This window comes from Silvania hatchlandensis (assembly GCF_025564065.1).
Taxonomy (GTDB): domain Bacteria; phylum Pseudomonadota; class Gammaproteobacteria; order Enterobacterales; family Enterobacteriaceae; genus Enterobacter; species Enterobacter hatchlandensis.
The window spans coordinates 145,732-172,268 of the sequence record NZ_JAMGZK010000050.1; the positions used below are offsets into that span (position 1 = coordinate 145,732).

General features: G+C 56.1%; 29 protein-coding genes. 18 read left to right on the plus strand and 11 right to left on the minus strand.

The features are described 5' to 3' along the window. Positions 1 to 184: 184 nt before the first annotated feature. The 3 genes from M8014_RS13830 to M8014_RS13840 all read left to right on the plus strand — a co-directional run bounded on the left by M8014_RS13830 (position 185) and on the right by M8014_RS13840 (position 4,981). Positions 185 to 1,546 (plus strand): MFS transporter, encoded by a 1,362-nt coding sequence (locus M8014_RS13830; RefSeq protein WP_271282995.1) that lies wholly within the window; start codon positions 185 to 187, stop codon positions 1,544 to 1,546. 17 nt (positions 1,547 to 1,563) lie between these two features. Further along, on the plus strand, positions 1,564 to 3,918 hold the full coding sequence (locus M8014_RS13835) for a beta-glucosidase family protein (RefSeq protein WP_271282996.1): 2,355 nt from the start codon (positions 1,564 to 1,566) through the stop codon (positions 3,916 to 3,918). Between the two features lie 67 nt (positions 3,919 to 3,985). Further along, positions 3,986 to 4,981 (plus strand): AraC family transcriptional regulator, encoded by a 996-nt coding sequence (locus M8014_RS13840; protein WP_271282997.1) that lies wholly within the window; start codon positions 3,986 to 3,988, stop codon positions 4,979 to 4,981. Between the two features lie 128 nt (positions 4,982 to 5,109). Here M8014_RS13840 and M8014_RS13845 read toward each other — a convergent pair whose 3' ends face one another. The 3 genes from M8014_RS13845 to M8014_RS13855 all read right to left on the minus strand — a co-directional run bounded on the left by M8014_RS13845 (position 5,110) and on the right by M8014_RS13855 (position 7,617). Beyond that, positions 5,110 to 6,027: a WYL domain-containing protein gene (locus M8014_RS13845; protein WP_271282998.1), complete on the minus strand. Its 918-nt coding sequence runs from the start codon at positions 6,025 to 6,027 to the stop codon at positions 5,110 to 5,112. Positions 6,028 to 6,308: 281 nt separating this feature from the next. Further along, positions 6,309 to 6,599 carry a putative quinol monooxygenase gene (locus M8014_RS13850; protein ID WP_271283097.1) on the minus strand — a complete coding sequence of 97 codons (291 nt, stop codon included), beginning with the start codon at positions 6,597 to 6,599 and terminating at the stop codon, positions 6,309 to 6,311. A 16-nt stretch (positions 6,600 to 6,615) separates the two neighbouring features. Continuing rightward, positions 6,616 to 7,617, minus strand: coding sequence for a zinc-binding alcohol dehydrogenase family protein (locus M8014_RS13855; RefSeq protein WP_271282999.1), 1,002 nt, complete (start codon positions 7,615 to 7,617; stop codon positions 6,616 to 6,618). A 111-nt stretch (positions 7,618 to 7,728) separates the two neighbouring features. Here M8014_RS13855 and M8014_RS13860 point away from each other — a divergent pair, with 111 nt between their 5' ends. The 3 genes from M8014_RS13860 to M8014_RS13870 all read left to right on the plus strand — a co-directional run bounded on the left by M8014_RS13860 (position 7,729) and on the right by M8014_RS13870 (position 9,367). Then, entirely contained in the window at positions 7,729 to 8,634 is a 906-nt protein-coding gene (locus M8014_RS13860) for a LysR family transcriptional regulator (RefSeq protein WP_271283000.1), read from the plus strand. A gap of 101 nt (positions 8,635 to 8,735) precedes the next feature. Further along, positions 8,736 to 9,071, plus strand: coding sequence for a type II toxin-antitoxin system RelE/ParE family toxin (locus M8014_RS13865; protein WP_271283001.1), 336 nt, complete (start codon positions 8,736 to 8,738; stop codon positions 9,069 to 9,071). Beyond that, complete coding sequence (locus M8014_RS13870; protein WP_271283002.1) at positions 9,068 to 9,367, plus strand: helix-turn-helix domain-containing protein; 300 nt, start codon at positions 9,068 to 9,070, stop codon at positions 9,365 to 9,367. The genes M8014_RS13865 and M8014_RS13870 overlap by 4 nt, the downstream gene beginning before the upstream one ends. A gap of 37 nt (positions 9,368 to 9,404) precedes the next feature. On the opposite strand, the gene M8014_RS13875 is transcribed toward M8014_RS13870, so the two are convergent. Both M8014_RS13875 and M8014_RS13880 read right to left on the minus strand, forming a co-directional pair. After that, complete coding sequence (locus M8014_RS13875) at positions 9,405 to 10,406, minus strand: class I SAM-dependent methyltransferase (RefSeq protein WP_271283003.1); 1,002 nt, start codon at positions 10,404 to 10,406, stop codon at positions 9,405 to 9,407. Positions 10,407 to 10,481: 75 nt separating this feature from the next. Then, positions 10,482 to 11,006: a lipocalin family protein gene (locus M8014_RS13880; protein ID WP_271283004.1), complete on the minus strand. Its 525-nt coding sequence runs from the start codon at positions 11,004 to 11,006 to the stop codon at positions 10,482 to 10,484. 117 nt (positions 11,007 to 11,123) lie between these two features. Here M8014_RS13880 and M8014_RS13885 point away from each other — a divergent pair, with 117 nt between their 5' ends. The 3 genes from M8014_RS13885 to M8014_RS13895 all read left to right on the plus strand — a co-directional run bounded on the left by M8014_RS13885 (position 11,124) and on the right by M8014_RS13895 (position 13,421). Further along, positions 11,124 to 11,849, plus strand: a complete 726-nt coding sequence (locus M8014_RS13885; protein ID WP_271283005.1) for a MerR family transcriptional regulator — start codon at positions 11,124 to 11,126, stop codon at positions 11,847 to 11,849. A gap of 99 nt (positions 11,850 to 11,948) precedes the next feature. Continuing rightward, on the plus strand, positions 11,949 to 12,359 hold the full coding sequence (uraH, locus tag M8014_RS13890) for a hydroxyisourate hydrolase (protein WP_271283006.1): 411 nt from the start codon (positions 11,949 to 11,951) through the stop codon (positions 12,357 to 12,359). A gap of 102 nt (positions 12,360 to 12,461) precedes the next feature. Next, a complete protein-coding gene (locus tag M8014_RS13895) occupies positions 12,462 to 13,421 on the plus strand; it encodes a YbgA family protein (RefSeq protein WP_271283007.1) in 960 nt (319 codons plus the stop codon). 184 nt (positions 13,422 to 13,605) lie between these two features. On the opposite strand, the gene M8014_RS13900 is transcribed toward M8014_RS13895, so the two are convergent. Continuing rightward, entirely contained in the window at positions 13,606 to 14,559 is a 954-nt protein-coding gene (locus tag M8014_RS13900) for a GlxA family transcriptional regulator (protein ID WP_271283008.1), read from the minus strand. 26 nt (positions 14,560 to 14,585) lie between these two features. Continuing rightward, the gene (locus M8014_RS13905; protein WP_271283009.1) at positions 14,586 to 15,365 is read right to left on the minus strand and encodes an MBL fold metallo-hydrolase; all 780 of its coding nucleotides are present in this window, start codon (positions 15,363 to 15,365) and stop codon (positions 14,586 to 14,588) included. Positions 15,366 to 15,546: 181 nt separating this feature from the next. Between M8014_RS13905 and M8014_RS13910 the strand changes: the two genes are divergently transcribed. Both M8014_RS13910 and M8014_RS13915 read left to right on the plus strand, forming a co-directional pair. Continuing rightward, positions 15,547 to 15,795, plus strand: a complete 249-nt coding sequence (locus M8014_RS13910; RefSeq protein ID WP_271283010.1) for a CopG family ribbon-helix-helix protein — start codon at positions 15,547 to 15,549, stop codon at positions 15,793 to 15,795. Between the two features lie 3 nt (positions 15,796 to 15,798). Next, positions 15,799 to 16,074: a type II toxin-antitoxin system RelE/ParE family toxin gene (locus tag M8014_RS13915; protein ID WP_271283011.1), complete on the plus strand. Its 276-nt coding sequence runs from the start codon at positions 15,799 to 15,801 to the stop codon at positions 16,072 to 16,074. Between the two features lie 18 nt (positions 16,075 to 16,092). On the opposite strand, the gene nlpA is transcribed toward M8014_RS13915, so the two are convergent. Continuing rightward, positions 16,093 to 16,893, minus strand: coding sequence for a lipoprotein NlpA (nlpA, locus tag M8014_RS13920; RefSeq protein WP_271283012.1), 801 nt, complete (start codon positions 16,891 to 16,893; stop codon positions 16,093 to 16,095). A 149-nt stretch (positions 16,894 to 17,042) separates the two neighbouring features. Then, complete coding sequence (locus M8014_RS13925; RefSeq protein WP_271283013.1) at positions 17,043 to 18,542, minus strand: MDR family MFS transporter; 1,500 nt, start codon at positions 18,540 to 18,542, stop codon at positions 17,043 to 17,045. Between the two features lie 78 nt (positions 18,543 to 18,620). On the opposite strand from M8014_RS13925, the gene M8014_RS13930 reads away from it, so the two are divergent. Beyond that, entirely contained in the window at positions 18,621 to 19,280 is a 660-nt protein-coding gene (locus M8014_RS13930; protein ID WP_271283014.1) for a TetR/AcrR family transcriptional regulator, read from the plus strand. Here the strand turns inward: M8014_RS13930 and M8014_RS13935 are convergent. Beyond that, entirely contained in the window at positions 19,277 to 19,696 is a 420-nt protein-coding gene (locus tag M8014_RS13935; RefSeq protein WP_271283015.1) for a GNAT family N-acetyltransferase, read from the minus strand. The two genes, M8014_RS13930 and M8014_RS13935, sit on opposite strands and share 4 nt — an antisense overlap. A 269-nt stretch (positions 19,697 to 19,965) precedes the next feature. Here M8014_RS13935 and M8014_RS13940 point away from each other — a divergent pair, with 269 nt between their 5' ends. Beyond that, a complete protein-coding gene (locus M8014_RS13940; RefSeq protein WP_271283016.1) occupies positions 19,966 to 20,271 on the plus strand; it encodes a YicS family protein in 306 nt (101 codons plus the stop codon). 35 nt (positions 20,272 to 20,306) lie between these two features. Here M8014_RS13940 and M8014_RS13945 read toward each other — a convergent pair whose 3' ends face one another. Next, on the minus strand, positions 20,307 to 21,254 hold the full coding sequence (locus M8014_RS13945) for a LacI family DNA-binding transcriptional regulator (RefSeq protein WP_271283017.1): 948 nt from the start codon (positions 21,252 to 21,254) through the stop codon (positions 20,307 to 20,309). A 293-nt stretch (positions 21,255 to 21,547) separates the two neighbouring features. On the opposite strand from M8014_RS13945, the gene M8014_RS13950 reads away from it, so the two are divergent. The 5 genes from M8014_RS13950 (at position 21,548) to M8014_RS13970 (ending at position 26,456) form a co-directional block, all read left to right on the plus strand. Beyond that, positions 21,548 to 21,862 (plus strand): PTS sugar transporter subunit IIB, encoded by a 315-nt coding sequence (locus M8014_RS13950; RefSeq protein ID WP_271266889.1) that lies wholly within the window; start codon positions 21,548 to 21,550, stop codon positions 21,860 to 21,862. A gap of 11 nt (positions 21,863 to 21,873) precedes the next feature. Further along, positions 21,874 to 23,199, plus strand: a complete 1,326-nt coding sequence (locus M8014_RS13955; RefSeq protein WP_271283018.1) for a PTS sugar transporter subunit IIC — start codon at positions 21,874 to 21,876, stop codon at positions 23,197 to 23,199. A 17-nt stretch (positions 23,200 to 23,216) separates the two neighbouring features. Continuing rightward, positions 23,217 to 24,602 carry a glycoside hydrolase family 1 protein gene (locus M8014_RS13960; protein ID WP_271283019.1) on the plus strand — a complete coding sequence of 462 codons (1,386 nt, stop codon included), beginning with the start codon at positions 23,217 to 23,219 and terminating at the stop codon, positions 24,600 to 24,602. Positions 24,603 to 24,612: 10 nt separating this feature from the next. Continuing rightward, complete coding sequence (locus tag M8014_RS13965) at positions 24,613 to 24,915, plus strand: PTS lactose/cellobiose transporter subunit IIA (RefSeq protein WP_271267036.1); 303 nt, start codon at positions 24,613 to 24,615, stop codon at positions 24,913 to 24,915. A gap of 161 nt (positions 24,916 to 25,076) precedes the next feature. Then, positions 25,077 to 26,456, plus strand: a complete 1,380-nt coding sequence (locus M8014_RS13970) for a carbohydrate porin (protein ID WP_271283020.1) — start codon at positions 25,077 to 25,079, stop codon at positions 26,454 to 26,456. The last annotated feature ends 81 nt before the right edge of the window (positions 26,457 to 26,537 follow it).

The following is a 26,537-nucleotide window of genomic DNA, read 5'->3' on the forward strand; positions in this document are numbered from 1 at the left end:
CACCCCCAGCCCTCTCCCTAAATGGAGAGGGAGCCGACCAGCCCACCCCTGTGACCCCCCTCACAACTCCACCTTAAACCCAGCACCACGCAAAAAATCGGAACTCTATAAACAAAGGCTGGCAAGCCGCCCCCAAGCGCCCCGGTATACTCAGCACGACACCAATCAGAATGAGTACGCCACAATGAAAACGACAGCAATCGCTTCTGACAGTTACGTCAAAGTCAGCGTTCGAGAAAAGATCGGCTACGGGTTTGGCGATCTGGCCTCCAACCTGTCGTTTGGTTTTGTCTCCCTGTTCCTGCTCTTCTTCTACACCAATATTTATGGCATCAGCGCCGTGCAGGCGAGCCTGATCTTCGTAATTGCCCGCGTGCTGGATGCGCTGTTCAATATCTGCATCGGTTACGTAATTGATAAAACCAATACCCGCTACGGCAAGCTGCGCCCTTACTTATTATTTGGTGCCGTTCCGCTGGGGATACTCACCATCCTGTGCTTCAGCACCCTGGGCGAAGAGTTTAAGTTCTATTACGCGCTCATCTCCTACACCCTTTACTGTCTGGCCTATACGGCGGTTAACACGCCCTATTCCGCGATGACCAACACCCTGACACAGCATGAAGGCTCCCGCGCCTCGCTGTCGGTGTACCGCATTGTGCTGGCGATTGTCGGGTACCTGATTGTCTCGACCACCGCCGACCTGCTGATTTCACAGTTTACCGACAAGAAGATGGGCTACGTGTTTGCCGTCAGTTGCTTCAGCCTGTTAGCCACCTTCTTCTTCCTTGCCTGCTTTGGCATGACCAAAGAACGCGTTAAAACCCAGCCGGATCAAAAAGCCCCGACGCTGAAAGAGATGGTCGCGGCGGTGTCCGGCAACCTGCCGTTGATCAACCTCTCGGCGTTCACGGTGTTCTTTTACATCGCCTACACGGTGTGGATGGCCATCGCGATTTACTTCATCAAATACACGCTCGGCGATGAAAGCTTCACGACAACGTTCTTTTTGATTCAGTCGGCAGCGTATGTGGCGGGCACCATCGTGTCTGAAAAACTGATCGGCCTGATGGGCAAAAAGTGGATGGTGCAGTTCGCATTGCTGATCGGCATCCTCGGCATGCTGTTCCAGTATTTCCTCGCGGGCAGCAACGGCACCCTGATCATGACCGGCGTGTGCCTGTTCAGCATCACCCTGGGGATGGGTTTTGTGGCGATGTGGTCGATGATTGCCGACACCGTGGAATACGCCGAATGGAAACAGGGCGTGCGCGCCGAAGGCGCTATCTACGGCTTCTTTAACTTCATCACCAAAATCGCGATGGCCATCGGCGGTGGCTGCGCCGGGTTGATGCTCGACTATTTTGACTACTCCTCCGAGCATCTCAGCGCCAGCGCGCTCAACGGCATCAACCTGATGATGACCCTGTTCCCGGCTCTGATGTTTGCCCTGAGTATGGTGTTCGTCTTCTTCTACACCCTGGATGAAAACACCTACCGCAACATCATCAAAGACATTCAGTTGCGCAAAGTTAATGCGCAGTAACACCGCAGGGGAAAAATATGAAAACTGACTTTCACGCCATTATTGCGGCCATGAGCGCCGAAGACAAAGTTGCCCTGCTCAGCGGAAGCGGCCTGTGGCACACCGCCAGCCTGCCGCAGCACGGCATCGAAGACATTGTGATGACCGATGGCACCTACGGGGTGCGCTACAGCACAAGCCAGATTGAACAGGGTGAAAGCTGGAACATTACCGATTTTCTCGACGTGATTGCGCAAAGCGCGGGTGACGTTGAGCCCGAAGACCATAAAGGTGGCTCCGAAGCGCTGTTCACCAAATCCAAACCAGCGACCTGCTTCCCGAACGGCTCCACCCTGGCGTGCAGCTGGGATATCTCGCTGGTGTATCAGATGGGTGCCGCGCTGGCGCAGGAGTGCCAGGAGATGGGCGTCGGCATCCTGCTCGGGCCGGGGATCAATATTCGTCGCACGCCGCTGGCCGGACGCGGGTATGAATATTATTCCGAAGATCCGGTGGTGAGCGGCGACATTGCCGCAGCCCTGATCAACGGCCTGCAGGACAACGGCGTGGGTGCCAGCCTGAAGCACTTTGCCGCCAATAACTCCGAATACCGTCGCACCGAAATGGACTCGGTGATTGAAGAGCGTGCCCTGCGGGAGATCTATCTCGCGGGCTTTAAACGCGCGATTGAGAAATCGAACCCGTGGACCGTGATGTCCTCCTACAACCGTCTCAACGGCGTGCAGACCTCGCAGGACAGCTGGCTGCTGACCGATGTGCTGCGTAATGAATGGCAGTACGACGGCCTGGTGATGTCCGACTGGTACGGCATCAAAGACCGCCCGGCGTCCCTGCTGGCGGGCAACGATCTGGCGATGCCCGAGACCCAGCTCGACAAGAAGGATCTGCTGGCGGCCATCAACCGGGGCGAGATCCCCGCCGAGGTCCTCGACACCGCCTGCCTGCGGATGCTGACGCTGATCGACAAAGTCCAGCGCCACCGCAAGCCGGGCACCAAAGCGGATTACCGCCAGCATCATCAGCTGGCGCAGCGTCTGGCCGCCGAATCCATCGTGCTGCTGAAAAATGAAGACGCCATCCTGCCGCTGCAAAAAGGCAAACAGCGCACCCTCGCAATACTGGGCAAGCCTGCCCAGGAGCCGGTGATCCAGGGATCGGGTTGTGCGACCACGGTGCCGTATATGCTCGACCGTCCGCTGGACGAGATTTTTGAAGTGGCCGGGAGCGACTTCAACGTTGAGTACGCGGTCGGAACGCCGGAGGATAACGCCAGCGACCCGCAGGCACTGGCACAGGCCGTTGAAGTGGCGAAAAACGCCGACGTGGCGATTGTGTTTGTCAGCACCGCCATTGGTGAAGACGGTGAAAATGGCGATCGCCAGGATTTAAATATTTTGCCCGCGCATGAAGCGCTGATCCGCGCCGTCGCGCAACAACAGCCGAACCTGATCGTGGTGCTCGCCAACAGCGATGCAGTGGTCATGCCGTGGCTGTCCGACTGCAAAGCGCTGCTGGAAACCCACTTTGGCGGACAAGGTATGGGCCGTGCCGTGGCCGATATTCTGTTCGGACGCGCCAACCCGTGCGGCAAACTGACGGTCACCGTTCCGAATACGCTCGAAGAGACCCCGGCCTGGCTTAACTATCCCGGCGAGAACCTGCGCCACCACTACAGCGAAGGGCTGTACGTGGGGTATCGCTACTACGATCGCCGTCGCCTTACCCCGCTGTTCCCGTTTGGTTTTGGTCTGAGCTATACCACTTTCGACTACAGCGGGTTGACCACCTCGGTGTGCGAGCTGGAAGAAGGTAAGTCATTAACCGTCAGCGTTGACGTCACCAACAGCGGCAAAATGGCAGGTAAAGAGGTGGTGCAGCTGTATCTTTCAGCTCCGGCTGGCGAGCTGGCGCGGGAAGAAAAAGCCCTGAAAGCCTTTGCTAAAGTGCATCTCGACGCAGGCGAAACCCAGACCGTCACCCTGGAACTGAACTGGCAGGACTTCGCCTGTTACCATCCGGGTATTGGCGGCTGGATTGTCGATTCCGGGGTGTATCAGCTGCATATTGCCCGCTCTTCGCGCGATATGGCGTTAAGCACTGCGATCGCCGTGCGGGCAACGCCGCGTTACGCGCCGCTGAAAATTGATAATTCGCTGACCCAGCTTATCGGCAACCCGCCCGCTTTTGCACGCGTGGTGACGCTGGTCGCCAGCAAAAATGGCCTGCCTGAGCAGCAGGTCAGAGAAAAATTATGTGCGATTGCGCCCGATCTGGTCTTCGGTCTGTTTATCTCTTTAACGGAATTCCTGACTATTGATATCACGCGTCAGGAGCTGGCGAACGCCCTTGCTGGGCCTGCCGCACAGCAGTAAAGCCGGAACGCCCTCTTGCTTCGGCAGGAGGGAAACGCCCCGCCTTCATTTGACGGAGAGTTAGCCGATGTTTCCATTTTCTGTCACCCAGCAGCCCAGGGTTATCTCGCAGCAGCAGACGGCGACAACCATCCATGAAGGCAGCGGCTACGAACTGATCTCCTTTGATGCGGAGAAGCTGAATGTGTTTGCCGCCGAGGTGTACTACTGCGAACCACACTGGCACTCGGCGCCGGAACTGATCTGCATCCTGTCCGGGGAATTTTCTGTCACCCTCGGCCATAGCACCTCAGTGGTCGTTGAGGGCGGCATGCTGTATATCAACCCGGATGAGATCCACTCTCTTGAAGCCCGCGCGCCAAACAGCCAGTTGTTGACCATTCAGTTTGCACCGAACCTGTTTGATGAGACCCACCCGGCCCCGCTGATGGAGTACGCCTCCCTGATCCATCATCAGGAACGGGACGCAGACAAACAGCTCAGAAAGAGCGTGATTGCGCTGGTCGAGCATCTGGTGCGCTCGCAATCGTCATTTGATCGCATCTCGCTGGTTTATCAGCTGTTAGGCACCCTTGCCGCCACCGGCAACAGCCAGGATGACCGCCAGCAGGTGACCATCAGAAAAAAAGACCAGCATCTGGTGAAATACGGCATCGAGTTCATTAATCAGCATTTTGATGATGAGCTGACGTTAACGACCATTGCCGATAATGCCGGGGTCAGCTATCACCACTTTTCACGCACCTTTAAGAAGATCAGCGGCTACAACTTCAAAGAGTATCTGACCATGATCCGCATTAATAAGGCCAAGCGGCTGCTGAAAGATACCCATATTCCGATCACCGATATCAGCTACACCTGCGGGTTTAGCTGCCATAAACAGCTGATTTTCGCCTTCAACAAATACTGCCGCATGACGCCGACGGCTTTTCGTAAGAGCTATATCACGGCGATCAATTCCGCCGATGAGCTGCAGGTGATGACGGACTCGCGGTTTCTGCCGCTGGGGGAAGAGGTTATTGAGCGGCTAAGGGGTTTTATGTCGCCGTGCCAGGCAGGGTAAGGCGCAGCCGCCACCCGGCGTTGGTATTTTTCCCCTCACCCTACCCTCTCCCAAAGGAGAGGGAATAGAATGCGCGGCTATTAACCGCGCTGCCCGTCCAGCTCAGTGTATTAACACATCGGCTTCAGTCAGCTCTCGCAGATGATCTCATCAAGATTCATCTCATTCGCTTTCGCCGTGCGCGACACAAAATCGTGGGCAAAATCCTCTTTCAGCGAAGCGGGTTCGAGAATGCGAATATCGGGGAGCCAGTAGCGCAGCCAGCGGAAGAGTGTGTTTTTATCGTTATGGGTCGTGGCGAGCGTCAGGCTGCCATCCGGATGCGTTTGCACAATGCGCTGGCCAGGGAAGAGCGGTCGGCGGGTAACATACTGTGCGGCGTGCGCTGAAACCCAGAGGGTAGCGTCGATATGTGCGCCAAAGTGGATCCCCGTCGTGGTGTTCAGCTCATCAAGAACAGTGTCATCAGCACAGAAGTGCGCACCGGACGGGTTAAAGTTCGCAATTCGCGCCAGCTCAAACGCCTTCAGCCGCCCCGCTTCAACCCCGGCCAGATACCACAAGCCATAATGGTTTATCAGACGATACGGCTGCACAACGCGCAATTTACCGCGATACGAGAAGGTAACGGTCTTCAACGCGCTAATGGCGCGGTCGAGATTATCCATCAGGTCACTGAGCAGGCGATTTTCCCGACTGCTGGCACCCCGAATCGTCAGGTTATCGGCGCTTTTCATCCGTTTACGTAACGATCGTCCATCGCTATGCGGAAAAAGCTGGGACACGCCGGTAAAAGTGGCAAATTCGGCAAGGTGTCCGACATGCAAATTAGGCAGCAGGTGCTGGCTGAGCTTGTATCGCCCCGCAGACACCTCTTCCAGCAGATGGGAAAGCCGGGCTAAATCGCGATAGGCCGTACGCTCGGTAATGTCGAACCGTTCGCAGAGCCAGTTTTTATCGATAACGTTTCCCTGATAGAGGGCGCCAAACGTTTCACATAATCTTTCGATAAGAAGAGAATGTTTGCTGGCAGCGCTTTCTTTCATCGTGTCCTGGATCCCTCAGTGCAGAATGCATTCACCATCAGAAGCAGACTTAAAAACCTGCTTTGCATTCGGGTTTAAACCATGATTTCAGTAAGTATTAACGGCATAAGCGCCGGAAACTTAAGTCAAAATTTTGGCGGTTCAGATGTCGGAAGGTAATGCAGTACACTGACAGGTGGTGGCGGGAAAGATGAACGGAGAAGTGAAAAAGACGAAGGATAAGGCTGTGTGAGAATGGCAGGTGTGCCCTGCCATGCGTGTATTGTGACGATCTTATGCCATCAAGGCTCAACCGGCGTCAGATAATCCAGACGCAGCGGCTCCGCCAGCAGGTCATCCATTTGCAGGATAAAGTCCTGAAAATGCGGCAGCGCAATGTGTGCCTCCAGCCCTTCCTGACCGCGCCAGGACTCCCGGACATAAAAACAGTCCGGCGTATCGCGCAGCTGAAAAAGCTGATACTCCACGTTGCCGGGCTCCTGACGAGTCGGGAGCAACAGCGCCTGTAGGGCTGTTTTCAGCGCATGCGTCTTCCCCGGTTTGGCTTTCAGTACCGCAATAAGGGAGATGATTTCAGCGGAGTCCATTTCAGAATCCTTCCAGCACAATCTTACCGACCGCCCGCCCGGTTTCGAGCTGCGTATGGGCTTTCTGCAGGTTAGCCGCGGTGATCGCGCCGTAATGCTCACCCAGCGTGGAGGTGATGACCTTGTCATCAATCAGCCCGGCAACACGCGTCAGCAGCTGGTGCTGGGCGATCATGTCGCGGGTTTCAAACATCGAGCGGGTGAACATAAATTCCCAGTGCAGCGAGATGCTTTTCGCCTTCAGCGGGCGGGCATCCAGCGTCTGCGGATCGTCAATCAGCGCCAGTTTACCCTGAGGCGCCAGCGCCTTAATGATCTCTGCGTAGTGGCTGTCAGTGCTGTTCAGGCTGGCAACGTGGGTCACCTCGTTAATGCCGATGGCAGCCAGTTCTTCCGACAGCGGCTTACTGTGATCAATGACATGATGTGCGCCCGCTTCCCGGACCCACTGCTGGCTTTCAGGGCGCGACGCCGTGCCCACCACGGTCATTTTTGTCAGCTTACGCGCCAGCTGCACCAGAATCGAACCGACACCGCCCGCAGCACCGACGATCAGCAGCGTGTCGCCTTCATTACCCTGCTCCTGAATGCCCAGACGGTCGAACAGCATTTCCCATGCGGTGATTGCCGTTAACGGCATCGCCGCCGCAGAGGCGTTATCCAGCGTTTTTGGTTTCAGCGCCACAATGCGCTCATCCACCAGCTGGAACTCGCTGTTGCTGCCCGGACGGCCTAATGCCCCGGCGTACCAGACTTCATCCCCTGGCGCGAACAGCGTTACCGCCTCGCCCACCGCCGCGACAACACCGACCGCGTCCCAGCCCAGAATGCGCGGCGTCTCACCCTGAAAACCGGCCCGGACTTTGGTGTCAACCGGGTTAACGGAAATCGCTTTCACGTCGATCAGCAGATCGTGACCTGTCGCCACGGGCTGCGGTAATTCAATATCCTGCAGGAAGTCGATGTTTTGCGGGGCAGAACGGGTAATGGCAATGGCTTTCATACTCTCTCCGGCGTTAATTCGTTGTGGGTAGCGCAATAATTTGATGGTAAACGGCGGCCGTCGCAGGAAAAATAGCCTCGCGGCGATAAGACTTATACTCGGGAGATTAAAATGTTTCGGCTTGAGGATCTGGTGCTGTTTGTTCGGGTATCTGCCCTGAGCAGCTTTAGCGATGCGGCAAGAGAGGCGGGTGTGCAGCCCGCGCAGGTGAGCGCAGCGATCAAACGGCTGGAGTCGAGCCTGGCAATCCGGCTTTTTGCCCGCTCGACCCGCAGCCTGCGGCTAACGCCCGAGGGCGAGGCCTGGTTGCCCTACGCGCGACAGATGCTTGATGCGATGCACGCCGGGATGCAAAAAATTCACACCCCGGATGAAGAGATCTCGGGCACACTGCAAATCGCCGTACCGTCGGATTTAGGCCGCAACTTACTGCTGCCCGTCTTTCAGTCTTTTGGGGCGCGCTATCCGGCGTTACGCCTGCGGATTTTTTTCTCCGATCAGGTGGCCGATGTCTTTAAAGACCCGGTGGATATCGCCTTTCGCTACGGCACGCCAGAGGATGCGTCGTATATCTCCCTCCCCATCGCGCCCGCCAACCGCCGGGTGCTGGTCGCCTCTCCCGAGTGGGTCGCCCGCCATGGTGACGTCCAACACCCGGATGCGTTAAGCAACCTCAACGCCCTGACGTTTGTCCTGCGCGGGCGGGTTCACGATCGCTGGACATTTTTCCGTCACGATGAGGTCTTAAACGTGAACGTCAGCGGCACGATGATGAGCGATGATGCCGAGGTGATCCGCCGCCTGGCGGTGTCCGGAGCGGGCGTGGCGTACAAATCCTGGCTGGATGTCGCAGAAGATGTCCGCGCCGGTCGGCTGCAGGTGTTAATGACGGAGTATGAGGGCGAGAAAGTGCCCCTAAATATGATCTGTCCGCACCGTAAACAGCTGTCTGTGGGGGTCAGGCTGCTCTATGAGGCGGTAAAAGCGTGCTGTGAAGGGCAATCGGTGCGGGTTTAACGGGTTAATGGAGTCAGTATACATGCAGGAGCCATGTTGAATTAATAAGCTATAGCTTATACACTTCATGACATAAGCCACAGCTTATCAAGGACGACATTATGTGGACGGTACTCCTGGGAAACGTGTTTACAGAATGGCTGCATGAGCAGGAAAAAGTGTTGGCGGATCTCGTGAATCTGCAAACGTATGGACCCAGTCTTTCTCGCCCATATGCAGATACAGTTAAAGGATCGCGACATAAGAATATGAAAGAATTACGCGTTCAATATTCTGGTCGTCCGGTTCGCGCATTCTTTGCTTTCGATCCCGTGCGTCAGGCCATTGTGCTTTGCGCCGGTGATATGAGTAATGACAAAAAATTCTATCAACGACTTATCCGTATCGCAGATGATGAATTTTCGGCTCATCTGGCAACCATGGAGGCAATAAAATGAAAAGCCTGAATGACGTGATTGCTTCCCGTTCACCGGAAAGCCAACAGCGCATCAAAGAACTGGCCGACGAAATGATTCTGGAAACGGGCCTGCAAATAATGCGCGAAGAGCTCAGACTGTCGCAAAAACAGGTTGCTGAAGTGATGGGGATTAGCCAGCCCGCCGTCACCCAGCTTGAGCAGCGTGGTAACGAGCTTAAAATCGCGACACTTAAACGCTATATAGAGGCAATGGGTGGGAAACTGAGCCTGGATGTTGAGCTTCCGACCGGAAAGCGCGTCGCGTTTCACATCTAGGACAGCGTTGATGAGGGTGAGCGTAGAAAACTCCCGCTCACCCCACCCGAATCTCCATCACCGCATAGACCCCATCTTTCGGCACTATCACCGTCACGTTTTCCACCGGGATACCCGCCGCGAGATGGATATCCTGCAGCTGCTGCAGCGTACGCGGGAAGATCGGCGTCCAGCCAATGCAGCGCAGGGCAAAATCAATTTGCGGGCTGCTGGTCAGCATGTTGGAGACCACGATCGCGCCGCCGGGCTTAATCAGCCGCAGAATGTGTTTCAGAAACGTCACCGCATCGGTGTCGTTGAAATACTCGAAAATCCCCAGCGCATCCACCAGCTCGACGTGGCCTTCGCCCAGCTCCTGCACCAGATCGTCGCTGCGGATCAGGGCGTGGATCAGATTGCGCTCCAGGACAGTTACCTGCTCCCCGATTGTCAGCCCTTCAGCGGCGGCCATTTTCTTCGCCCACTGCAGAGAGACAGGATCGTAATCCACCAGCGTCAGATGCACTTTTTGCCCGTCCAGATGCGCGTTGCGCAGCGCCTCCAGCACCGGGATCGCCGCCCCGCTGGCGAGGCTGACCCAGGCGTTGTCGATGTCATTTCGCAGATAGTTTTCTGCCAGCACGGCCAGCACCCGCGCGCGGGAGCGGATACCGATGGCATCGTTGGCGTGGATAAACCACTGGCGGCTGTTGGAGTCCATCCGGGTGCCGTCGGGGAGATGCTCATCCAGCGGATTCTGGATGGCGTACAGCGCCAGCGCCGTCGGTACCAGCCGGGTGCGCCAGGCGACGACCGCCGGACGGGTGGCAAAAGCCTCCTCAGACCAGCGGTGTTGACAGCTAATGGTCACATCGCCGCTGGCGTCCTTTTTCACAATCGGCGGCTTCAGCTGCGGGTCGGCTTTTAACGCCTTATCAAAAGCATTTAGCTCGCGGGTCACTTCGTCTTTCATCGGCCAGCTGTCGCTGACATCCGGAAATGACGCGCTGTAAATGGTCATGGTGCGCGGCGCAGTACCGCGAAAAGGTTGCCAGTGCATATGTTCATCTCCCCTGTGCCCTCAGGGAAGTCTAGTCACTTCCCCGAAGAGGGCCCCAGGAAGAAAGCACGATCTTTACTGCTTCACCCAGACCAGTTCATCAACCTTGAAACCCAGGCCGCGCGCGGTATTGAGGTAATCTTGTTTCACCGCATCCGGAATGGTTGGCGTGCGCGACAAAATCCACAGATAGTCGCGGTTCGGGCCGCTGACCAGCGCGTACTGGTAGTCATCGTCCAGCTTGATGACGTTATACCCGCCATAGAACGGGCCGAAGAATGAGACCTTCAGCGCTGCGGTGGTCGGAGCGCCGGTGAAGGAGGCTTTACCCTCGCTCTCATTCCATTTGCGCTTCATCGGATCGTATCCCCGGTTGAGCACGCTGATCCCGCCGTCGCTGCGCTTACCGTAGGTGGCGGTCACTTGCTCCAGACCGCGCTCAAAGCGGTTTTCCAGACGAGCAACTTCGTACCACTTGCCCAGATAGCGGCTGGCATCAAAGCCCGTAATGGGCTGCACGCCTTTGGGCGGCGTGGGGGATTTACAGGCAACCAGGGTCAACGCAATGGCGACACCGGTCACAACAGGCCATAGTTTCATCAGAATTCCTTTCATTTGCGCGGTTGGAATTAAAGTGTAGTGCAGCGCGGTGGCGCTTCATCCCGCCGGGAAATATTCGTAGTATATTAAGATTATTCCTCCTCTTCGGGTGCAGGCATGGCTTACTCCATCGGCGAATTCGCCAGACTCAGCGGGATCACCGCCACTACCTTGCGGGCGTGGCAGCGTCGCTACGGTTTACTCAAGCCGCAGCGCACCGAGGGCGGCCATCGCCAGTACAGCGAAGAGGACGTCCAGCAGGCGATGAAAATCCTCGACTGGGTGAAAAAAGGCGTGCCGATCGGCCAGGTGAAGCCGCTGCTGGGACGTCCGGTACCGGGCCGCACCAATAACTGGCAAACGCTGCAACAGAACATGCTGCAACGTCTGCAGGCGGGAAAAATCGATTCCCTGCGCCAGCTGATTTACGATGCGGGTCGCGAGTACCCGCGACCGGAGCTGGTCGCAAACGTCTTGCGCCCGCTTCGCAGTCAGGTGTCGGCCAACGTACCCGCCGCCATGACTCTGCGCGAGATCCTCGATGGCATCATCATCGCCTACACCTCGTTTTGCCTTGAGGGCGATAAAAAAGCGGCAGGCGACAACGTCCTGCTCAGCGGCTGGCACCTGAACGATCCATGCGAAATCTGGCTCGAAGCCTTAACCCGCACCGGTCAGGGCCACCGTATTGATATCCTGCCCATTCCCCCTGCCACCCTGGCCCCGGAAATTTTTCCGGACCGTAAATGGCTGTTAGTCACCCGCGGTAAACTCACCGCCGCGCGCAAAAAGCAGGTTGAACAGTGGCAGCAGCAGCTTTCCCTTGAGGTGATTATCCTCTGATTATTTTCTCCTGCGGGAGTTGTCACAGAAAGTTGAATATTTTCCTGCTCCGGGAGTGCTAACGTTTTCCTGTCACTTACCACTTCACAGGAAAACATCATGAAAAAAACGCTCCCTCTGTTGGCCCTTGCCTCACTGGCCTTTGCCCCTGTCGCCTTTAGCGCCCCTGTCGGCACCCTGAGCGTGCATATTCTTGACCAGCAAACCGGTACCCCGCCACCGGGCGTTACCGTCACGCTGGAGAAACAGCAGCAGGATACGTGGACACCGCTTGCCAGCGGCAAAACGGACCAGGATGGCCGGATTAAATCGCTCTATCCTGCCGATCAGGATATGCAGCCCGGCGTGTACAAAGTGACGTTCAACACTGCGAATTACTTCCATGCGAACAAGCTGGAATCGTTCTTCCCGGAAATCCCGGTGCTGTTTACCGTCACCCGCACCAACGAAAAGCTGCACATTCCTCTTCTGCTCAGCCAGTACGGTTACTCGACCTACAAGGGCAGTTAAAAGTCATTGATAAATATTAATAATAAAAAGTAGCCTCGGCAATACCTGGACAAAACAGACATGTTGTGTAAGTTTTAAGTATAACCTCTGGAGGTGTACACCATGACAACAAAACCTGTACTGGGTATTAGCGGATGCTTGACCGGGTCCGCCGTTCGCTTCGACGGCGGACATAAGCGGATGGGCTTTGTCATGGATGAACTGTCCCAGTGGGTCACCTTCCGGCCGGTTTGTCCGGAAATGGCAATCGGTCTGCCGACCCCGCGCCCGGCGCTGCACCTCACGAAGATCGCCCCCGGCGAAATCAGCATGCGTTTTTGCCATGCCCCTTTTGATGACGTCACGCAAAAAATGGCGGATTTTACGGCAGATTACCTGCCTAAAATCGGCGATCTTGCGGGTTTTATCGTCTGTGCCAAATCTCCCAGCTGCGGGATGGAGCGGGTGCGGCTGTACAATGAAAACGGAGATCGCGGGGCAAAAGAGGGCATCGGTTTGTTCACCGCCGCCCTGCTGGAGATGTACCCCTGGCTGCCGGTAGAAGAAGACGGCCGCCTGCACGACCCGGCGTTACGCGAGAGCTTTATCGAGCGCATTTTTGCTCTCTACGAGCTCAACACTCTGCGGGCAAACGGCTTAACCCGCCGCGCGCTGCTGGACTATCATAGCCGCTACAAACTGCAGCTTCTGGCCCACGATCAGCCGGGCTATCGTGAGATCGGTCCGTTTGTCGCTCGCATGCACGAGTGGGACAGCCTTGAGGAATTTTTTGTCGCCTACCGGGCAAAGCTGATGGCGATCCTCAAACAGCCCGCCTCGCGCAAGAACCACACCAATGTGCTGATGCACATCCAGGGCTATTTCCGCGAGCAACTCAACACCCGTCGACGCACGGAGTTAAGCGAGGTGATCCTCAGCTACCGCAACGGGCTGCTGCCGCTTCTCGCCCCCATCACCCTGCTGAAGCACTATCTGGCGGAGTACCCGGATAAATATCTGCAGACGCAAAACTACTTCACCCCCTATCCCGACGCGCTGGGATTGCGGCTGGCGGTAGCCTGACCGTAAAAATGCGAAGGCCCCATTGACCTAAAGAGGCCCCAACCAGTACCCCTTTTAGACGACACCCTCACTGTCGTCTTTTTTTTGCACTTTGCTTATAACACTGTGATTCCGTACGGTTTTAAACCGTAAGGCTGGACACGCCGAGGATGGCGCGGCTGGGGTAATGCCGGGTGGATCCGACCTACAGTCGCGTGCGGAAGGTTTTCCGCCACTCCGCCGGGCTGACGCCAAAGCGCGCTTTAAACTGCTGTCTGTAGGTCACCGCAGAAAGAAACCCTACCTGCTCCGCCACCGTGTCGATCGGCAGCGTGCCTGCCTCGAGCAATAGCTGGCTGCGGCGCAGGCGTTCAGCAGTAAGCCACCCGGCGACGCTCATGCCGGTCGCTTTCATAAAGTGGCGGGTCAGCGTGCGGCGACTCATCGCGACTCTCTCCGCCAGTGCATCCAGACTCAGTGGCTGGGCGATATTGCGCTGGAGGTAATCGATCAGGCTGTTAATGCGTGCATCGCGGGTATTTTCAGGTACCGGCTGGGCGATGTACTGCGCCTGTCCGCCCTCGCGATGCGGTGGAACGATCATCCGTCGGGCAATCTGGTTCGCCACCGTGCTGCCAAAACGTTGACGAATAATGTACAGACAGCAATCCAGCGCCGCCGCGGTACCTGCGGAAGTAATAATGCGGTCGTCATCGACGTACAGGGCATTGATATCCAGTGCGACCGCCGGGAACAACGACTGGAACTGTCGTTCAAACTCCCAGTGGGTCGCGGCCCGTTTACCGTCCAGAATACCCGCGTAACCCAGTACAAACGCCCCAAGACACAGCCCGACAATCTCCGCGCCGTGATTTCTCGCCTGCACCAGGCTGTCGAGCAACGTCTGCGGCGGGCGATGGAGGACGTGCGCCCAGTAAGGTACCACCACAATATCTGCCCGCCCGATGGCGCTAAAGTCGTCCGTCGCATTCAGGGCGAAACCGTCGCGGGAGGTCAGCATTCCCGGCGTTTCGGCGCAGATGCGCACATCAAAGCGCTTTTCGCCGCTGATGCTGTCACCGAACAAAATGCAGGGCACAGAGTAGTGAAAGGGGCTGAACCCGTCGACGGCGACAATCGCCACAGTTGTTAACTTCACTCGGTTCTCCTCTGCCCGGATTCTGCTCAGACTATAACGCTTTCTCCATCCTGCGGAATGGTGACTGCATCGCCAATCAGGTTTGCATCAACATATTCCCGCAGCGCGCTACGCGTCAGCAGGCAGTGATTGATCGCCTCCATATGGACGGCGACGATTCTGGCCTGCGGCAGCAGGTAGTGCACGTTCAGCACATCCTCCGCGCCCATAATGATCGGCCCAAAGCCGATCACGTGCGCGTAGCCAGCATTCAATACCACCACGTCCGGCTGATGTAGCGCCAGGTCGGCGGCCACTTCCGGGCGCAAAATGGTGTCACCCGCAATCAGCAGCGTTTTCTCGTCAGGATGGCGAAATACCACGCCGCAGGCCTCGCCGAGGCGTTCTGCCAGCTCCGGCACGGCGTAGGCGCGGTCGGTGCCGTGCTGCCCTCCGTGGGTTTTGCTTAGCTGGATCCCGTCAAAATAGCTATTGTCGGTCAGTACCGTCAGATGGGTGAAACCCTGGCTCTGCAGCAGCTGTGCGTCATGCTCATGCTGCACGAAAATCGGTTTGTCTTTAGCCAGCAGCTCGATAGCGTACTGATCCCAGTGGTCGTCATGGGTGTGGGTCACGATCACCGCATCAACATCCAGCAGGGTGTCGACAGCAAAAGGCAGTTCAACCATCGGGTTGCGGATCTCAGCGCGGGCGGTGCCTGGGAAACCAGGATAGGCATCCTTTGGTGCCAGCAATGGGTCAATCAAAAAGCGCTTACCTGCGTAGGTGATTAGCTGTGTGGCGTTACGAATGTGAGTGATGTTCATGGCGGTTCTCCGGTGTGTTATGCCGAAAGGATAGCCGGAGGAGAGGTATCAGGATGTGGGCAAAAGGGCATTAAGCGATGGGATCGGGCCAACGTTGCTAACGTATGATGCCGGGTGCAATTTCCGGCACAACCATGCTAGATTAATAAAAGTTATTAACTGTTATTAAACGAGGCCAGCAATGCGATCGCATGCTAAACAGACCATCAGCGCACAAATCCCTGTAGAACTGGCGTTGGCTATCGAAAAATTGGCCCAGGAGTTGGACCGTTCAAAAAGCTGGATCATTAAAGAGGCGCTAACGTTTATGCTGGCAGAGCGGGAACGCCGACATAACGATATCCTGTCAGGGCTTGCGGATGTCGATGCCGGACGGGTAGTCAGCCACTCAGAGATTGTGGATTTTGCGGCACGCCTGAAAAAAGAGTAATTCATGGAAATATTCTGGACACGGAAAGCTCAGGACGATCTTGAACGGATTTATCAGTTTGCCATGCAGTACAGCCGCAAGCATGCTAACGACATACTCGACAGACTTATCGAAGGCACGACAAGCCTCGGGAATTGCCCTGCAATGGGCGTTTACCTGACCCGCTATCAACCGCGCGAAGTCAGGAAAATGATCTTCGATGAATATGAAGTGCATTATGAAATACGGGGCACTGCGATTTATATTGTCGACCTCTGGCATCGCCGGGAGGATCGCTAGCGCCCCATATGCGTTCAGTTACCAGCCCGGCACTGCCCCGCCGTTAAAGATAGTCTCTGCCGCCTTCGCCACTTCCGGCGACTGATACGACTGGATAAACTCCTTCACGTTCTGCGCCTCTTTGTTCTCTTCACGTGTCACGATGATATTCACATACGGCGAGTTTTTGTCTTCGATAAAGACGCTGTCATGCACCGGCGACAGCCCGGTTTGCTGGAGATAGGTGGTGCTGATAATCGCCACATCCACTTTCGGATCGTCCAGCACGCGCGGCAGTTGCGCCCCTTCCAGCTCCATAATTTTCAGGTTACGCGGGTTCGCGGTGATATCCAGCGCCGTCGGCAGCAGGCCGGTATCCGGCTTCAGGGTGATCAGCTTTTCGTTTTGCAACAATAGCAGCGCGCGGCCCAGGTTGGTGGGGTCGTTCGGGATGGCGATGGTCGCGCCGTCTTTCAGCTCGGTCACCGATTTGATCTTGCGGGAATAGCCCGCCATCGGGAACACAAAGGTATTGCCGACCGCTACCAGCTTGTAGCCGTGGGCCTTATTATCTTCGGCCAGGAACGGACGGTGCTGGAAGACGTTGGCATCCAGTTCGCCGTGGCTTGTCGCATCGTTTGGCAGCAGCGAGCCGCTGAATCCCACCAGCTCCACGTCGAGGCCGAATTTCTCCTTCGCCACTTTTTTGGCCACTTCTGCCACGTCCTGCTCGGCACCGTTAATCACGCCAACTTTGATGTGTTTAGCATCGCCGCCGCTTTGGTCACAGCCCGCCAGTATCAGACCCGCGAGAAGAACAGCACCCAATCGAAGTTTCACCAGACAGTTCCTTTTGATTAATGTTTTATCGACTATATCGACAACGCAGCGGCAGGCGAAAAAACGAAAAGGAATCAGTAAGAAGGATAAGTTATATGCGCAGGGCGATTGTCGGCCCGGTAAGCGTAGCGCCACCGGGCGTCAGGGGGTCAGACCACACTCTTCTGCAGCGGCGTTTCACGTAAAAACCACGACAGCACAAACGCCAGCACCATTATGGCGGCGGCCAGCATAAATACGGCGTGGATGGCGGATCCAAAGGCGTCCAGGTAGTCCAGCCGCAGGGCGTCAGGCAGATGATGTATCGCCGTCGGATTCAACTCCCGGGGCAGTTCGCTGCCCTCGGGTATCCGTGCCATCAGACCCGACTGCAATACGTTGGTGAATACCGCGCCAAACAGCGCCACGCCAATGGCCCCGCCAATCGAGCGGAACAGGGTCACGCCCGAGGTTGCCACCCCGTACTGGCTGGCTGAGACGCTGTTCTGTACCGCCAGCACCAGCACCTGCATCACCATACCCAGTCCCATCCCCAGCACGGCGGTAAACAGATACAGCTGCCAGATTGGCGAATCAACGGTGATCCGCGTCAGCAACGTCATGCCGACCACACCCAGCAAGGTGCCGAGGATCGGGAACAGGCGGTATTTGCCGGTGCGGCTGATAATGCGACCGCTAATAATTGAGGTCAGCAGCAGCCCACCCATCAGCGGGATCAGCTGTAGACCGGCCTGGGTCGGGGTGGCGTCTTTGACTATCTGCAGATAGAGCGGCAGGAAGGTCACCGAGCCAAACAGCGACATGCCGATAATAAAGCCTATCAGGCTGCAGAGCAGGAAGCTGCGATCCCGGAACAGCGACAGCGGAATAATCGGCTCCCACGCCAGACGCTCCTCATAGATGAACCCGGCAATGCCCGTCAGGCCAAAAGCCAGAATGCACCACAGCTGCGGGTCGCTCCACTCGCGTACCGTGCCCCCTTCGCTGGTAAACAGGATGATGCACAGCAGCGCCATGCTGAGATAAATCGCCCCTAAATAGTCGATTTCATGCGTGTTGCGCTTCGCACTGCCGCGGAATACCGCCCCAATCACCAGCAGAGCAAACAGCCCCAGCGGCAGGTTGATATAAAAGATCCAGCGCCAGGAGGCGTGCTGCACGATAAAGCCGCCGATCAGCGGGCCGATAACCGTCGCCAGGCCAAAGACCCCGCCGAATAAGCCCTGATAGCGGCCGCGATCCGCAGGCGGGATCACGTCGGCCACAGCCGCCATGCTGATCACCATCAGCCCACCGCCGCCGAGCCCCTGCAGAGCGCGCATCAGCACCAGTTGGGTCATATTCTGCGCCAGCCCGCACAGGGCGGAGCCCAGCAAAAACAGGACAATCGCGATTTGCAGGACAATTTTGCGGCCAAAAAGATCGCCAAACTTGCCGTATAGCGGCACCACAATCGTGGAACTCAAAATATAAGCCGTAACCACCCAGGAGAGCTTATCCAGGCCGCCCAGCTCCCCCACGATGGTGGGTAGCGCCGTGGAGACGATGGTCTGATCGAGGGCCGAGAGCAGCATCACCAGCAATAGCGCGCTGAACAGCAGCCGCACTGAGGGTGCATTGTTGGTTTGAGTCGAGGAATCAGACGTCATAAAACACCGCTTGTAATTAATTAATGAGATAATTAATATTCAATGAAGTTATGTATTCGGTCAAGGGATCCTCCGCACATGCCAGCACATAAAGATAATTCCGACCTCAAGCCAGCGGCGCGTCGCCCCGGGCGACCGCGCGGGAGCAAACCCACCGCCACCAGCCGGGAACAGCTGCTGGATATCGCCCTGAATCTCTTTGCGCGTCAGGGGATTGCCCGCACCTCGCTCAACGCCATTGCCAAAGAGGCGGGCGTGACGCCGGCGATGCTGCACTACTATTTTAACTCTCGGGAACAGCTGCTGGATGCAATGATCGAAGAGCGTTTTCTGCCGCTGCGCAGCGCGATCGGGGCGACGTTCAGTACCCATCCGGACGATCCGGTGGCCGCCCTGACCCTGATGGTGAAGCAGCTCGCCGCCCTGGCCGTCGAGCACGACTGGTTCGCACCGCTGTGGATGCAGGAGGTCATAGGGGAAATGCCGGTGCTGCGATCGCACCTGCAGGCCCGGTTTGGCGATGAGAAATATCAGACCACGCTGAATACCCTCGCCCGCTGGCAGCAGGAGGGAAAGCTAAACCGCAATCTGGAGCCGGCGCTGCTGTTCACTACCCTGTTAAGCCTGGTGCTGGTGCCTTTTTCACGGATGCGTAGTGACGAGAGGTTAAACACCCTCTCGCCGGAGAGCATCGTGCGCCATGCCCTGGCGGTCATTGGCGGTGGGATTGGCCCCTAAAGCGCCTTCGACAGGTAGTACCGCTGCATGCCCTGGTACGGGAAATCGTCCAGCGTCATTTTCAGCTGATAGCCCTGCTTTTCATAAAATGGCCGCGCCTGGAAGCTGAGGGTATCCACCAGCGAATGCCGACAGCCCTGGCGCTTTGCTTCCTCTTCGGCCATCTGCATCAGCTGCGTACCCACTCCGCTGGTGCGTGTCTCGCTGCACACCCACAGATATTTGATATCCAGCCATTCCCCCACCCGCCTGCCGATCAGCCCGCCGCGCATCGTGCCGCTGTCGTCGCGGACATACACCGCGATATCGCCTCCCACAATGGTAAAATCGATAAATTGCCCGTTGTAGGCGCGTAATCCTTGCAACAGTTCTTCTTGATCCTGTTCGGTGATGGTGTCGGTGATCGTCAGCTGCATATCATTCTCCCGTTACGCTGTACATGGACTATCTCACACTTAGATCGGCTTAAAAATGCCTTTGCGAGCCGCATCACCCTTTGTTTATCGCCTTGTCACGGCCATCACAAAAATTTCTTTCAGGCTTGCCTGTCCGCCAAAAACTGCGGCTACGCTTATTCCTACCCCTGCGCAACTATTGGGAAAATTAATACTTTCGGCTTGGGTCGCAAATGCGGATGTAACTATATATTTCACAGGAACGTGTGTGGTTTTTTCCGGAGGTCATCATGAAGTCAGCACATCTGTTTTGCCTCGTCGTCTGCCTGCTTTTTGCCGCCTTCGTCCATGCGGAGGATGCACAGGAAATGGATGACCCGGTAAAACTTGAGCAGATGAAGCAGCTGGTGTTGAAGGATGTGAAGAAAGCCTGCGCCCCGCAGCGCAAGCAGAGCAACCAGGAATGGGAAAAAATGATTATGTCTTCCGAGGCAAATCAGATGCTGGTCAAGAATGCGGTGGTGGCGATGAAGCGCAACAACCAGGACGGGTACTGGGATGCCGTCAGTCGGGTGGACTGCATGGAGGATTACTGATTACGCATAAAGGGGCCATCACGCCCCCTTAATTTTTATCGCCGCATATCCGGAATAATCAAATCCCCGCGCAGCACATACGACCCCAGCATCTGCGTTTTTTCATCCAGCCAGCTGACGATCCGTGCAGCCATCGCATCCATGGAGTATTCAATCGCCGGAATGGTCGGGATCCCCGGCAGATGCAGGGAGCCGGCAAGGCTGAACACCATGATGTCGCCCGGCACCGATTTATTGAATGCCTGCAGCTGCGGGATCACCCGCTGCGCTTCCTGCTCGTCGGCCACCAGCAGCGCATTGAAATTCAGCGTACTGGCGTTATGCAGCAGTTCCTGTAACGCCACTGACGATGAGGTGGCTTCCATAAACACCAGATTGCGATTAAACGGCAGAAAGTTTTTTTCCAGCGCATGTTTGTAACCCAGCAGCACCTGGTCAGCGAATCCGCTGCCCTGAGGCTGGATGAGGGCAATCTGACGTCGCCCCTGGCTGGCTAAAAAAGTGCAGGCGGTTTCTGCGGCAAACGCATGGTCAAACTGGATGCTGTTGACATTATCTGACTCCATGCAGTCCACCAGGATGACGTTCTCCTGCTCGATCTGCAGCGGAAAGCGCGCGCCAATAATCAGAATGTCATCGCACAACCCGCAGGAGAGTTCATCCAGCGCATTCATGACTTCTGCTTTGGTGTTGGCGAAGCGAAGCAGCAGGTGCTTCTGGTGCTGGCTGAGGTGTTTTTCCAGCGCGTACAGATAGCCGGTAGTCTGGTTAATATTGTCCTGCGCGCAAATCACACCGATACAGCCGGTGGACTGGCTCAGCAGCGACTGGGCAATGACATTCGGCCGATAGTTCAGCTCATCGACTGCTTTCAGTACGGCAAGGCGACTGGCTTCCTTCACGCCGCGTGACCCACTCAACACCCGTGATACCGTGGCTTTGGACACCCCGGCCAGACGTGATACATCGTTGATTGTAGACATCTTTATCCTCTGACAGGTCGCACCAGGCACCTGTAATTCCTAATCCCGCACCGGCCATATTATAGCCACTCAGGAGTATAGCTGTTTCCGTTTTCCATGGAAACCGATTTTCCGTTTCCATCCATTTGATGTAAAAACCGCCAAAAATCGTGACCAAAATCCGATATCCAACCCCCATAAGCAATGGATCTTGATGGGTGTCACACTTCTGCCTTATATCAATGGAAACCGGTTTCCATATGTTATCCAATCATCTCCGCAATAACTGTTTACATTTTGAGGATGGGATGTCGATGTTCAAGATTATGCTGTGCTGCTCTGCCGGGATGTCCACCAGTTTGCTGGTGCGGAAAATGGTCGAAGTCGCAGAAGAACGCGGGTTACCGGTCAAAATTGATGCCTATGGCGTGTCCGAATTTGATACGCAGTTTCCGCAATACCAGGTCGTGCTTCTCGGACCGCAAGTCAAATACATGTTAAAAACGCTCTCAGACAAGGCTGCTACGCAAGGTGTGCCGGTACAAGCCATTGATATGATGGATTACGGTATGCAGCGTGGTGATAAAGTGCTGGACTATGCTCTGTCGCTCATTGAAGCGGCACACTAAAAGGTGTTCTCATGAGTTCGTTATATCAATCTATGGTTGCCGTCATTGAGCAGTCCATTGCGCCACTGGCGGGCAAGCTGGGCCAGCAAAAGTACGTGATTGCTATCCGCGACGGCTTTACCGCCGCGCTGCCGTTTATGATCATCGGCTCGTTTATGCTGGTGTTTATCTTCCCGCCGTTCTCAGCGGACACCACCAACAGCTTTGCCCGCGGCTGGCTCGATTTCTCCGAGACCTATCGCGAACAGCTGATGCTGCCGTTCAACCTCAGCATGGGGGTGATGACCTTCTTTATCTCGGTAGGGATTGGCGCCAGCCTGGGTCGTCAGTTTAATCTCGACCCGGTGATGTCCGGCCTGCTGGCCTTTATGGCGTTCCTGCTGGTGGCGGCGCCTTATGCCGACGGCAAAATCTCCACCCAGTATCTGTCGGGCCAGGGCATTTTCACCGCGCTTATCACCTCTATCTACGCCACCCGCGTGTATGCCTGGCTGAAAGAGAAGAAAGTCACCATCCGTCTGCCGAAAGAAGTGCCAACCGGCGTGGCGCGTTCGTTTGAAATCCTGATCCCGGTGGTTGTGGTGATCGGTACCCTGCACCCGCTGAACCTGTTTATCGAAGCACAGACCGGGATGATCATCCCGCAGGCGATTATGCACCTGCTGGAGCCGCTGGTGTCGGCGTCTGACTCCCTGCCAGCGATTCTGCTCTCCGTCCTGCTGTGCCAGATTTTCTGGTTTGCCGGGATCCACGGCGCGCTGATCGTCACAGGCATCATGAACCCGTTCTGGATGGCGAACCTGTCCGCTAACCAGGCAGCACTGGCTGCCGGTGCTGCCCTGCCGCACGTGTATCTGCAAGGCTTCTGGGATCACTACCTGCTGATTGGCGGGGTGGGCTCAACGCTGCCGCTGGCCTTCCTGCTGCTGCGCAGCCGCGTAACGCACCTGCGCACCATCGGCAAAATGGGCGTTGTGCCAAGCTTCTTTAACATCAACGAACCGATTCTGTTCGGCGCACCGATCATCATGAACCCGATGCTGTTTATCCCGTTCGTGTTCGTACCGATGATCAACGCCTGTCTGGCGTATGGCGCGACCAAACTCGGCTGGCTGGCACAGGTTGTGTCGCTGACGCCGTGGACCACCCCGGCACCGATTGGCGCCTCCTGGGCGGCAAACTGGGCCCTGAGTCCGGTAGTGATGTGCTTCATTTGTATGGCGATGTCGGCGCTGATGTATTTACCGTTCCTGCGTGCTTATGAACGTTCTTTGATGAAAAACGAAGAGCAAAAAGCGCAGGCAACCGTAGGTGCCGCTGAAACCGTCGGTAACTAAGTCAAAGAGGACGTTTTATGAAATATGCATTTCCCGAGAACTTCTGGTGGGGTAGCGCGGCTTCCGCATTGCAAACCGAAGGGGAAAGCCAGGGCAATGGCAAAGGATTAACCACCTGGGACCACTGGTTCGCCCAGCAACCGAATCGCTTTCACAATGGGGTGGGGCCGCAGAATACATCCACGTTCTATCAGAACTGGAAAGCGGACATTCAGCTGTTAAAGCAGCTGAACCACAATAGCTTTCGCACCTCGATAAGCTGGTCGCGCCTGATCCCTGACGGTATAGGTGAAGTGAATCCGGAAGCGGTCGCATTTTACAATCAGGTGATCGACGAACTGCTGGCCCAGGGCGTGACGCCGTTTATGACCCTGTTCCACTTCGACATGCCGATGGCGATGCAGGAGATTGGCGGCTGGGAAAACCGGGACGTGGTGGCAGCCTATGCCCGCTATGCCGAAACCTGTTTTGAGCTGTTTGGCGATCGGGTAATGCACTGGTTTACCTTTAACGAGCCGATTGTGCCGGTAGAGGGCGGGTATCTGTACGACTTCCACTACCCGAACGTGGTCGATTTCCGTCGTGCAGCCACCGTGGCATATCACACCGTGCTGGCACATTCGCAGGCGGTTCGCGCCTTCCGCGCCGGGCATTTTGCCGGTGAGATTGGCATCGTGCTGAACCTGACCCCGTCGTATCCGCGTTCGCAGAATCCGGCGGATGTGAAAGCAGCGCACCATGCCGACCTGCTGTTTAACCGCAGCTTCCTCGACCCGGTGCTGAGCGGTGAATATCCGGCGGATCTGGTGGCGTTGCTGAAAGCACACGATCAGCTGCCTGCCTGTCGGCCCGAAGACAGCGCGCTGATTGCCGACGGCAAAATCGACCTGCTGGGGGTGAACTACTATCAGCCGCGTCGGGTGAAGGCACGCGAATCTGCCGTGAATCCGCTGGCGCCGTTTATGCCGGAATGGTTCTTCGACAGCTACGAGATGCCGGGCCGTAAAATGAACCCGTACCGCGGCTGGGAAATTTACGAGCCAGGTATTTACGATATTCTCGTTAATCTGCGCGATAATTACGGCAACCCACGCTGCTTTATTTCTGAGAACGGCATGGGCGTCGAAAACGAGCAGCGTTTTATTGAAGACGGTCAAATTAACGATCAATACCGCATCGAGTTTATTTCCGAACACCTTAAATGGCTGCACAAAGGTATTAGCGAAGGCTGTAACTGTCTTGGCTACCATATGTGGACATTTATTGATAACTGGTCGTGGTGCAATGGCTATAAAAACCGCTACGGTTTTGTCCAGCTGGATATTACCACGCAGCAGCGCACCATTAAAAAGAGTGGAGAGTGGTTTGCCGCCACCTCTCTGAATAATAGTTTCGATAAATAGAGAAAAGATGATGATTGCCTTAGAAGAAGCGGTAATGGAAATCATCGTCAATGCTGGTCAGTCGCGCAGCCTGTGCTTTGAAGCACTGCATGCTGCGCGGCAGGGCAACTTTGACGAAGCGAAAAGCCTGCTGCGCGAAGCCGATGGTTACTCGCGCCAGGCACACCATATGCAGACCAAACTCATCGAACAGGACGCAGGCGAAGCCCGCCAGCCGATGACGTTAATTATGGTACATGCCCAGGATCATTTAATGAACTCGCTGCTGGCCCGTGAATTATCCGAAGAGATTATTCATTTATACCAGCGCTAATTAATTGAATATCAGTAATGGAGATATTGTCACGATAATAGCGTAACGCCTCTGTACCTATAAAATATAAACCCCCCTTCTTTTGGTGATAGCGACAATTAATGTCCAACCGAAATGGGATGGTTATTGTCTGAATAAAATTAAACTATATTGAGATAACCATGAACATGATAAAAAAACTTCCATTAACAATGGCGGTTCTCGCCGCGCTTTGCCCAATTTCTGTCCTCGCACAGGAGTTTACTCAGGAGCAAATCGACGCCATTGTGGCCAAAGCGGTGGACAAAGCCCTGGCCGATCGTCAGGCCAAAATGGATGCTGCAGTAGCGAAAAAAGCCGATGTCCTCAACGAGCCGCAAAGCGCCGCGCAATCGCCGGATATGGCGATCCCGTTCGGGATTAAATTTACCGGTTACGCCCGCTACGGCGCGCACTTCCAGGCTGCCGATCAGAAATACGTGGCCGTGGACGGTTCCTATAACGGCGCCTCCGCCATTGGTCGTCTCGGTAACGAAGGCAACGGCGGTGAGTTCCAGCTCTCCAAAGCGTTCAGGAGCGAAAACGGTGCCATCTGGGACGTCAACGTGATGATCGACCACTGGGGCGACGAAGTTAACCTGAAAAAAGCCTACGCGGGCGTGACGAACGTGCTGGAATCCAATCCGAACGCCTATCTGTGGGCCGGTCGTGACTTCCACCAGCGTCCGCAACAGGGCATCAACGACTACTTCTGGATGAACCACGACGGCCAGGGTGCCGGGGTGAAGAACTTCGACATCGGCGGCGTACAGTTTGACGTCGCCACCGTGGCTGCGGTCGAATCCTGTAGCCCGCAGGTCATGAATGACGAAGCCAACCCCTCGCGCATCACCTGTACCGGTGGCTCCGGCACCGGCGACAAAGGCAACTACGCGGCAACCTCCAAAATCCACGGCATGAAGCTCGGCCCGGTGGATGTGGAAATCTACGCTAACTACGGCTTTGACTCGAAAGCCATCGACACCGACGCGCGCATGAACGCCTGGCAGGGCGGCGCGGTGCTTAGCCACACCAACGACAGCGGCGTAAACAAAGTGATCGCCCGTTACTCGGATAACTCAGACAACAGCGTATTCAATAAAACCGAGGATCTGACCACGGTGTACGCCAGCTTCGAAGGGCTGCATAAATTCACCCAGGCAACGCAGGTGGAGTACATTCTGGCCTTCCACGACTTCGATAACAGCCGTGACAAAACCGACAACCGCAAAAACTACAATGCGATCGTCCGTCCAATGCACTGGTGGAACGACGTTCACTCCACCTGGCTGGAAGCGGGCTGGCAGCACGTTGATTACGACAACGGCGGCGATAACAAAGGCTGGAAGCTGACCCTGTCGCAGAACATGTCTATCGCCATGGGCCCGGAATTCCGTCCGATGCTGCGCTTCTACGTCACCGGCGGCAAGGTGGATAACGAACGCACCGCCCGCGTGAACAACACCAAGGATGAGACGCTGGACGACTTCAACGTCGGCGCCATGTGGGAAGCCTGGTTCTAAAGTAAAAGCAAAACGGCAACGCCCGTTGTCGTTTTTAATGTTTGCGCCCTCTCCCTGTGGGAGAGGGTCGGGGTGAGGGCA

What these genes read in the sequence shown, in the direction of transcription:
- M8014_RS13830 (WP_271282995.1), top strand. Translation starts at nt 185, where the DNA reads ATGAAAACGACAGCAATCGCTTCTGACAGTTACGTCAAAGTCAGCGTT.
- M8014_RS13835 (WP_271282996.1), top strand. Translation starts at nt 1,564, where the DNA reads ATGAAAACTGACTTTCACGCCATTATTGCGGCCATGAGCGCCGAAGAC.
- M8014_RS13840 (WP_271282997.1), top strand. Translation starts at nt 3,986, where the DNA reads ATGTTTCCATTTTCTGTCACCCAGCAGCCCAGGGTTATCTCGCAGCAG.
- M8014_RS13845 (WP_271282998.1), bottom strand. Translation starts at nt 6,027, where the DNA reads ATGAAAGAAAGCGCTGCCAGCAAACATTCTCTTCTTATCGAAAGATTA.
- M8014_RS13855 (WP_271282999.1), bottom strand. Translation starts at nt 7,617, where the DNA reads ATGAAAGCCATTGCCATTACCCGTTCTGCCCCGCAAAACATCGACTTC.
- M8014_RS13860 (WP_271283000.1), top strand. Translation starts at nt 7,729, where the DNA reads ATGTTTCGGCTTGAGGATCTGGTGCTGTTTGTTCGGGTATCTGCCCTG.
- M8014_RS13865 (WP_271283001.1), top strand. Translation starts at nt 8,736, where the DNA reads ATGTGGACGGTACTCCTGGGAAACGTGTTTACAGAATGGCTGCATGAG.
- M8014_RS13870 (WP_271283002.1), top strand. Translation starts at nt 9,068, where the DNA reads ATGAAAAGCCTGAATGACGTGATTGCTTCCCGTTCACCGGAAAGCCAA.
- M8014_RS13875 (WP_271283003.1), bottom strand. Translation starts at nt 10,406, where the DNA reads ATGCACTGGCAACCTTTTCGCGGTACTGCGCCGCGCACCATGACCATT.
- M8014_RS13880 (WP_271283004.1), bottom strand. Translation starts at nt 11,006, where the DNA reads ATGAAACTATGGCCTGTTGTGACCGGTGTCGCCATTGCGTTGACCCTG.
- M8014_RS13885 (WP_271283005.1), top strand. Translation starts at nt 11,124, where the DNA reads ATGGCTTACTCCATCGGCGAATTCGCCAGACTCAGCGGGATCACCGCC.
- uraH (WP_271283006.1), top strand. Translation starts at nt 11,949, where the DNA reads ATGAAAAAAACGCTCCCTCTGTTGGCCCTTGCCTCACTGGCCTTTGCC.
- M8014_RS13895 (WP_271283007.1), top strand. Translation starts at nt 12,462, where the DNA reads ATGACAACAAAACCTGTACTGGGTATTAGCGGATGCTTGACCGGGTCC.
- M8014_RS13905 (WP_271283009.1), bottom strand. Translation starts at nt 15,365, where the DNA reads ATGAACATCACTCACATTCGTAACGCCACACAGCTAATCACCTACGCA.
- M8014_RS13910 (WP_271283010.1), top strand. Translation starts at nt 15,547, where the DNA reads ATGCGATCGCATGCTAAACAGACCATCAGCGCACAAATCCCTGTAGAA.
- M8014_RS13915 (WP_271283011.1), top strand. Translation starts at nt 15,799, where the DNA reads ATGGAAATATTCTGGACACGGAAAGCTCAGGACGATCTTGAACGGATT.
- M8014_RS13925 (WP_271283013.1), bottom strand. Translation starts at nt 18,542, where the DNA reads ATGACGTCTGATTCCTCGACTCAAACCAACAATGCACCCTCAGTGCGG.
- M8014_RS13930 (WP_271283014.1), top strand. Translation starts at nt 18,621, where the DNA reads ATGCCAGCACATAAAGATAATTCCGACCTCAAGCCAGCGGCGCGTCGC.
- M8014_RS13935 (WP_271283015.1), bottom strand. Translation starts at nt 19,696, where the DNA reads ATGCAGCTGACGATCACCGACACCATCACCGAACAGGATCAAGAAGAA.
- M8014_RS13940 (WP_271283016.1), top strand. Translation starts at nt 19,966, where the DNA reads ATGAAGTCAGCACATCTGTTTTGCCTCGTCGTCTGCCTGCTTTTTGCC.
- M8014_RS13945 (WP_271283017.1), bottom strand. Translation starts at nt 21,254, where the DNA reads ATGTCTACAATCAACGATGTATCACGTCTGGCCGGGGTGTCCAAAGCC.
- M8014_RS13950 (WP_271266889.1), top strand. Translation starts at nt 21,548, where the DNA reads ATGTTCAAGATTATGCTGTGCTGCTCTGCCGGGATGTCCACCAGTTTG.
- M8014_RS13955 (WP_271283018.1), top strand. Translation starts at nt 21,874, where the DNA reads ATGAGTTCGTTATATCAATCTATGGTTGCCGTCATTGAGCAGTCCATT.
- M8014_RS13960 (WP_271283019.1), top strand. Translation starts at nt 23,217, where the DNA reads ATGAAATATGCATTTCCCGAGAACTTCTGGTGGGGTAGCGCGGCTTCC.
- M8014_RS13965 (WP_271267036.1), top strand. Translation starts at nt 24,613, where the DNA reads ATGATTGCCTTAGAAGAAGCGGTAATGGAAATCATCGTCAATGCTGGT.
- M8014_RS13970 (WP_271283020.1), top strand. Translation starts at nt 25,077, where the DNA reads ATGAACATGATAAAAAAACTTCCATTAACAATGGCGGTTCTCGCCGCG.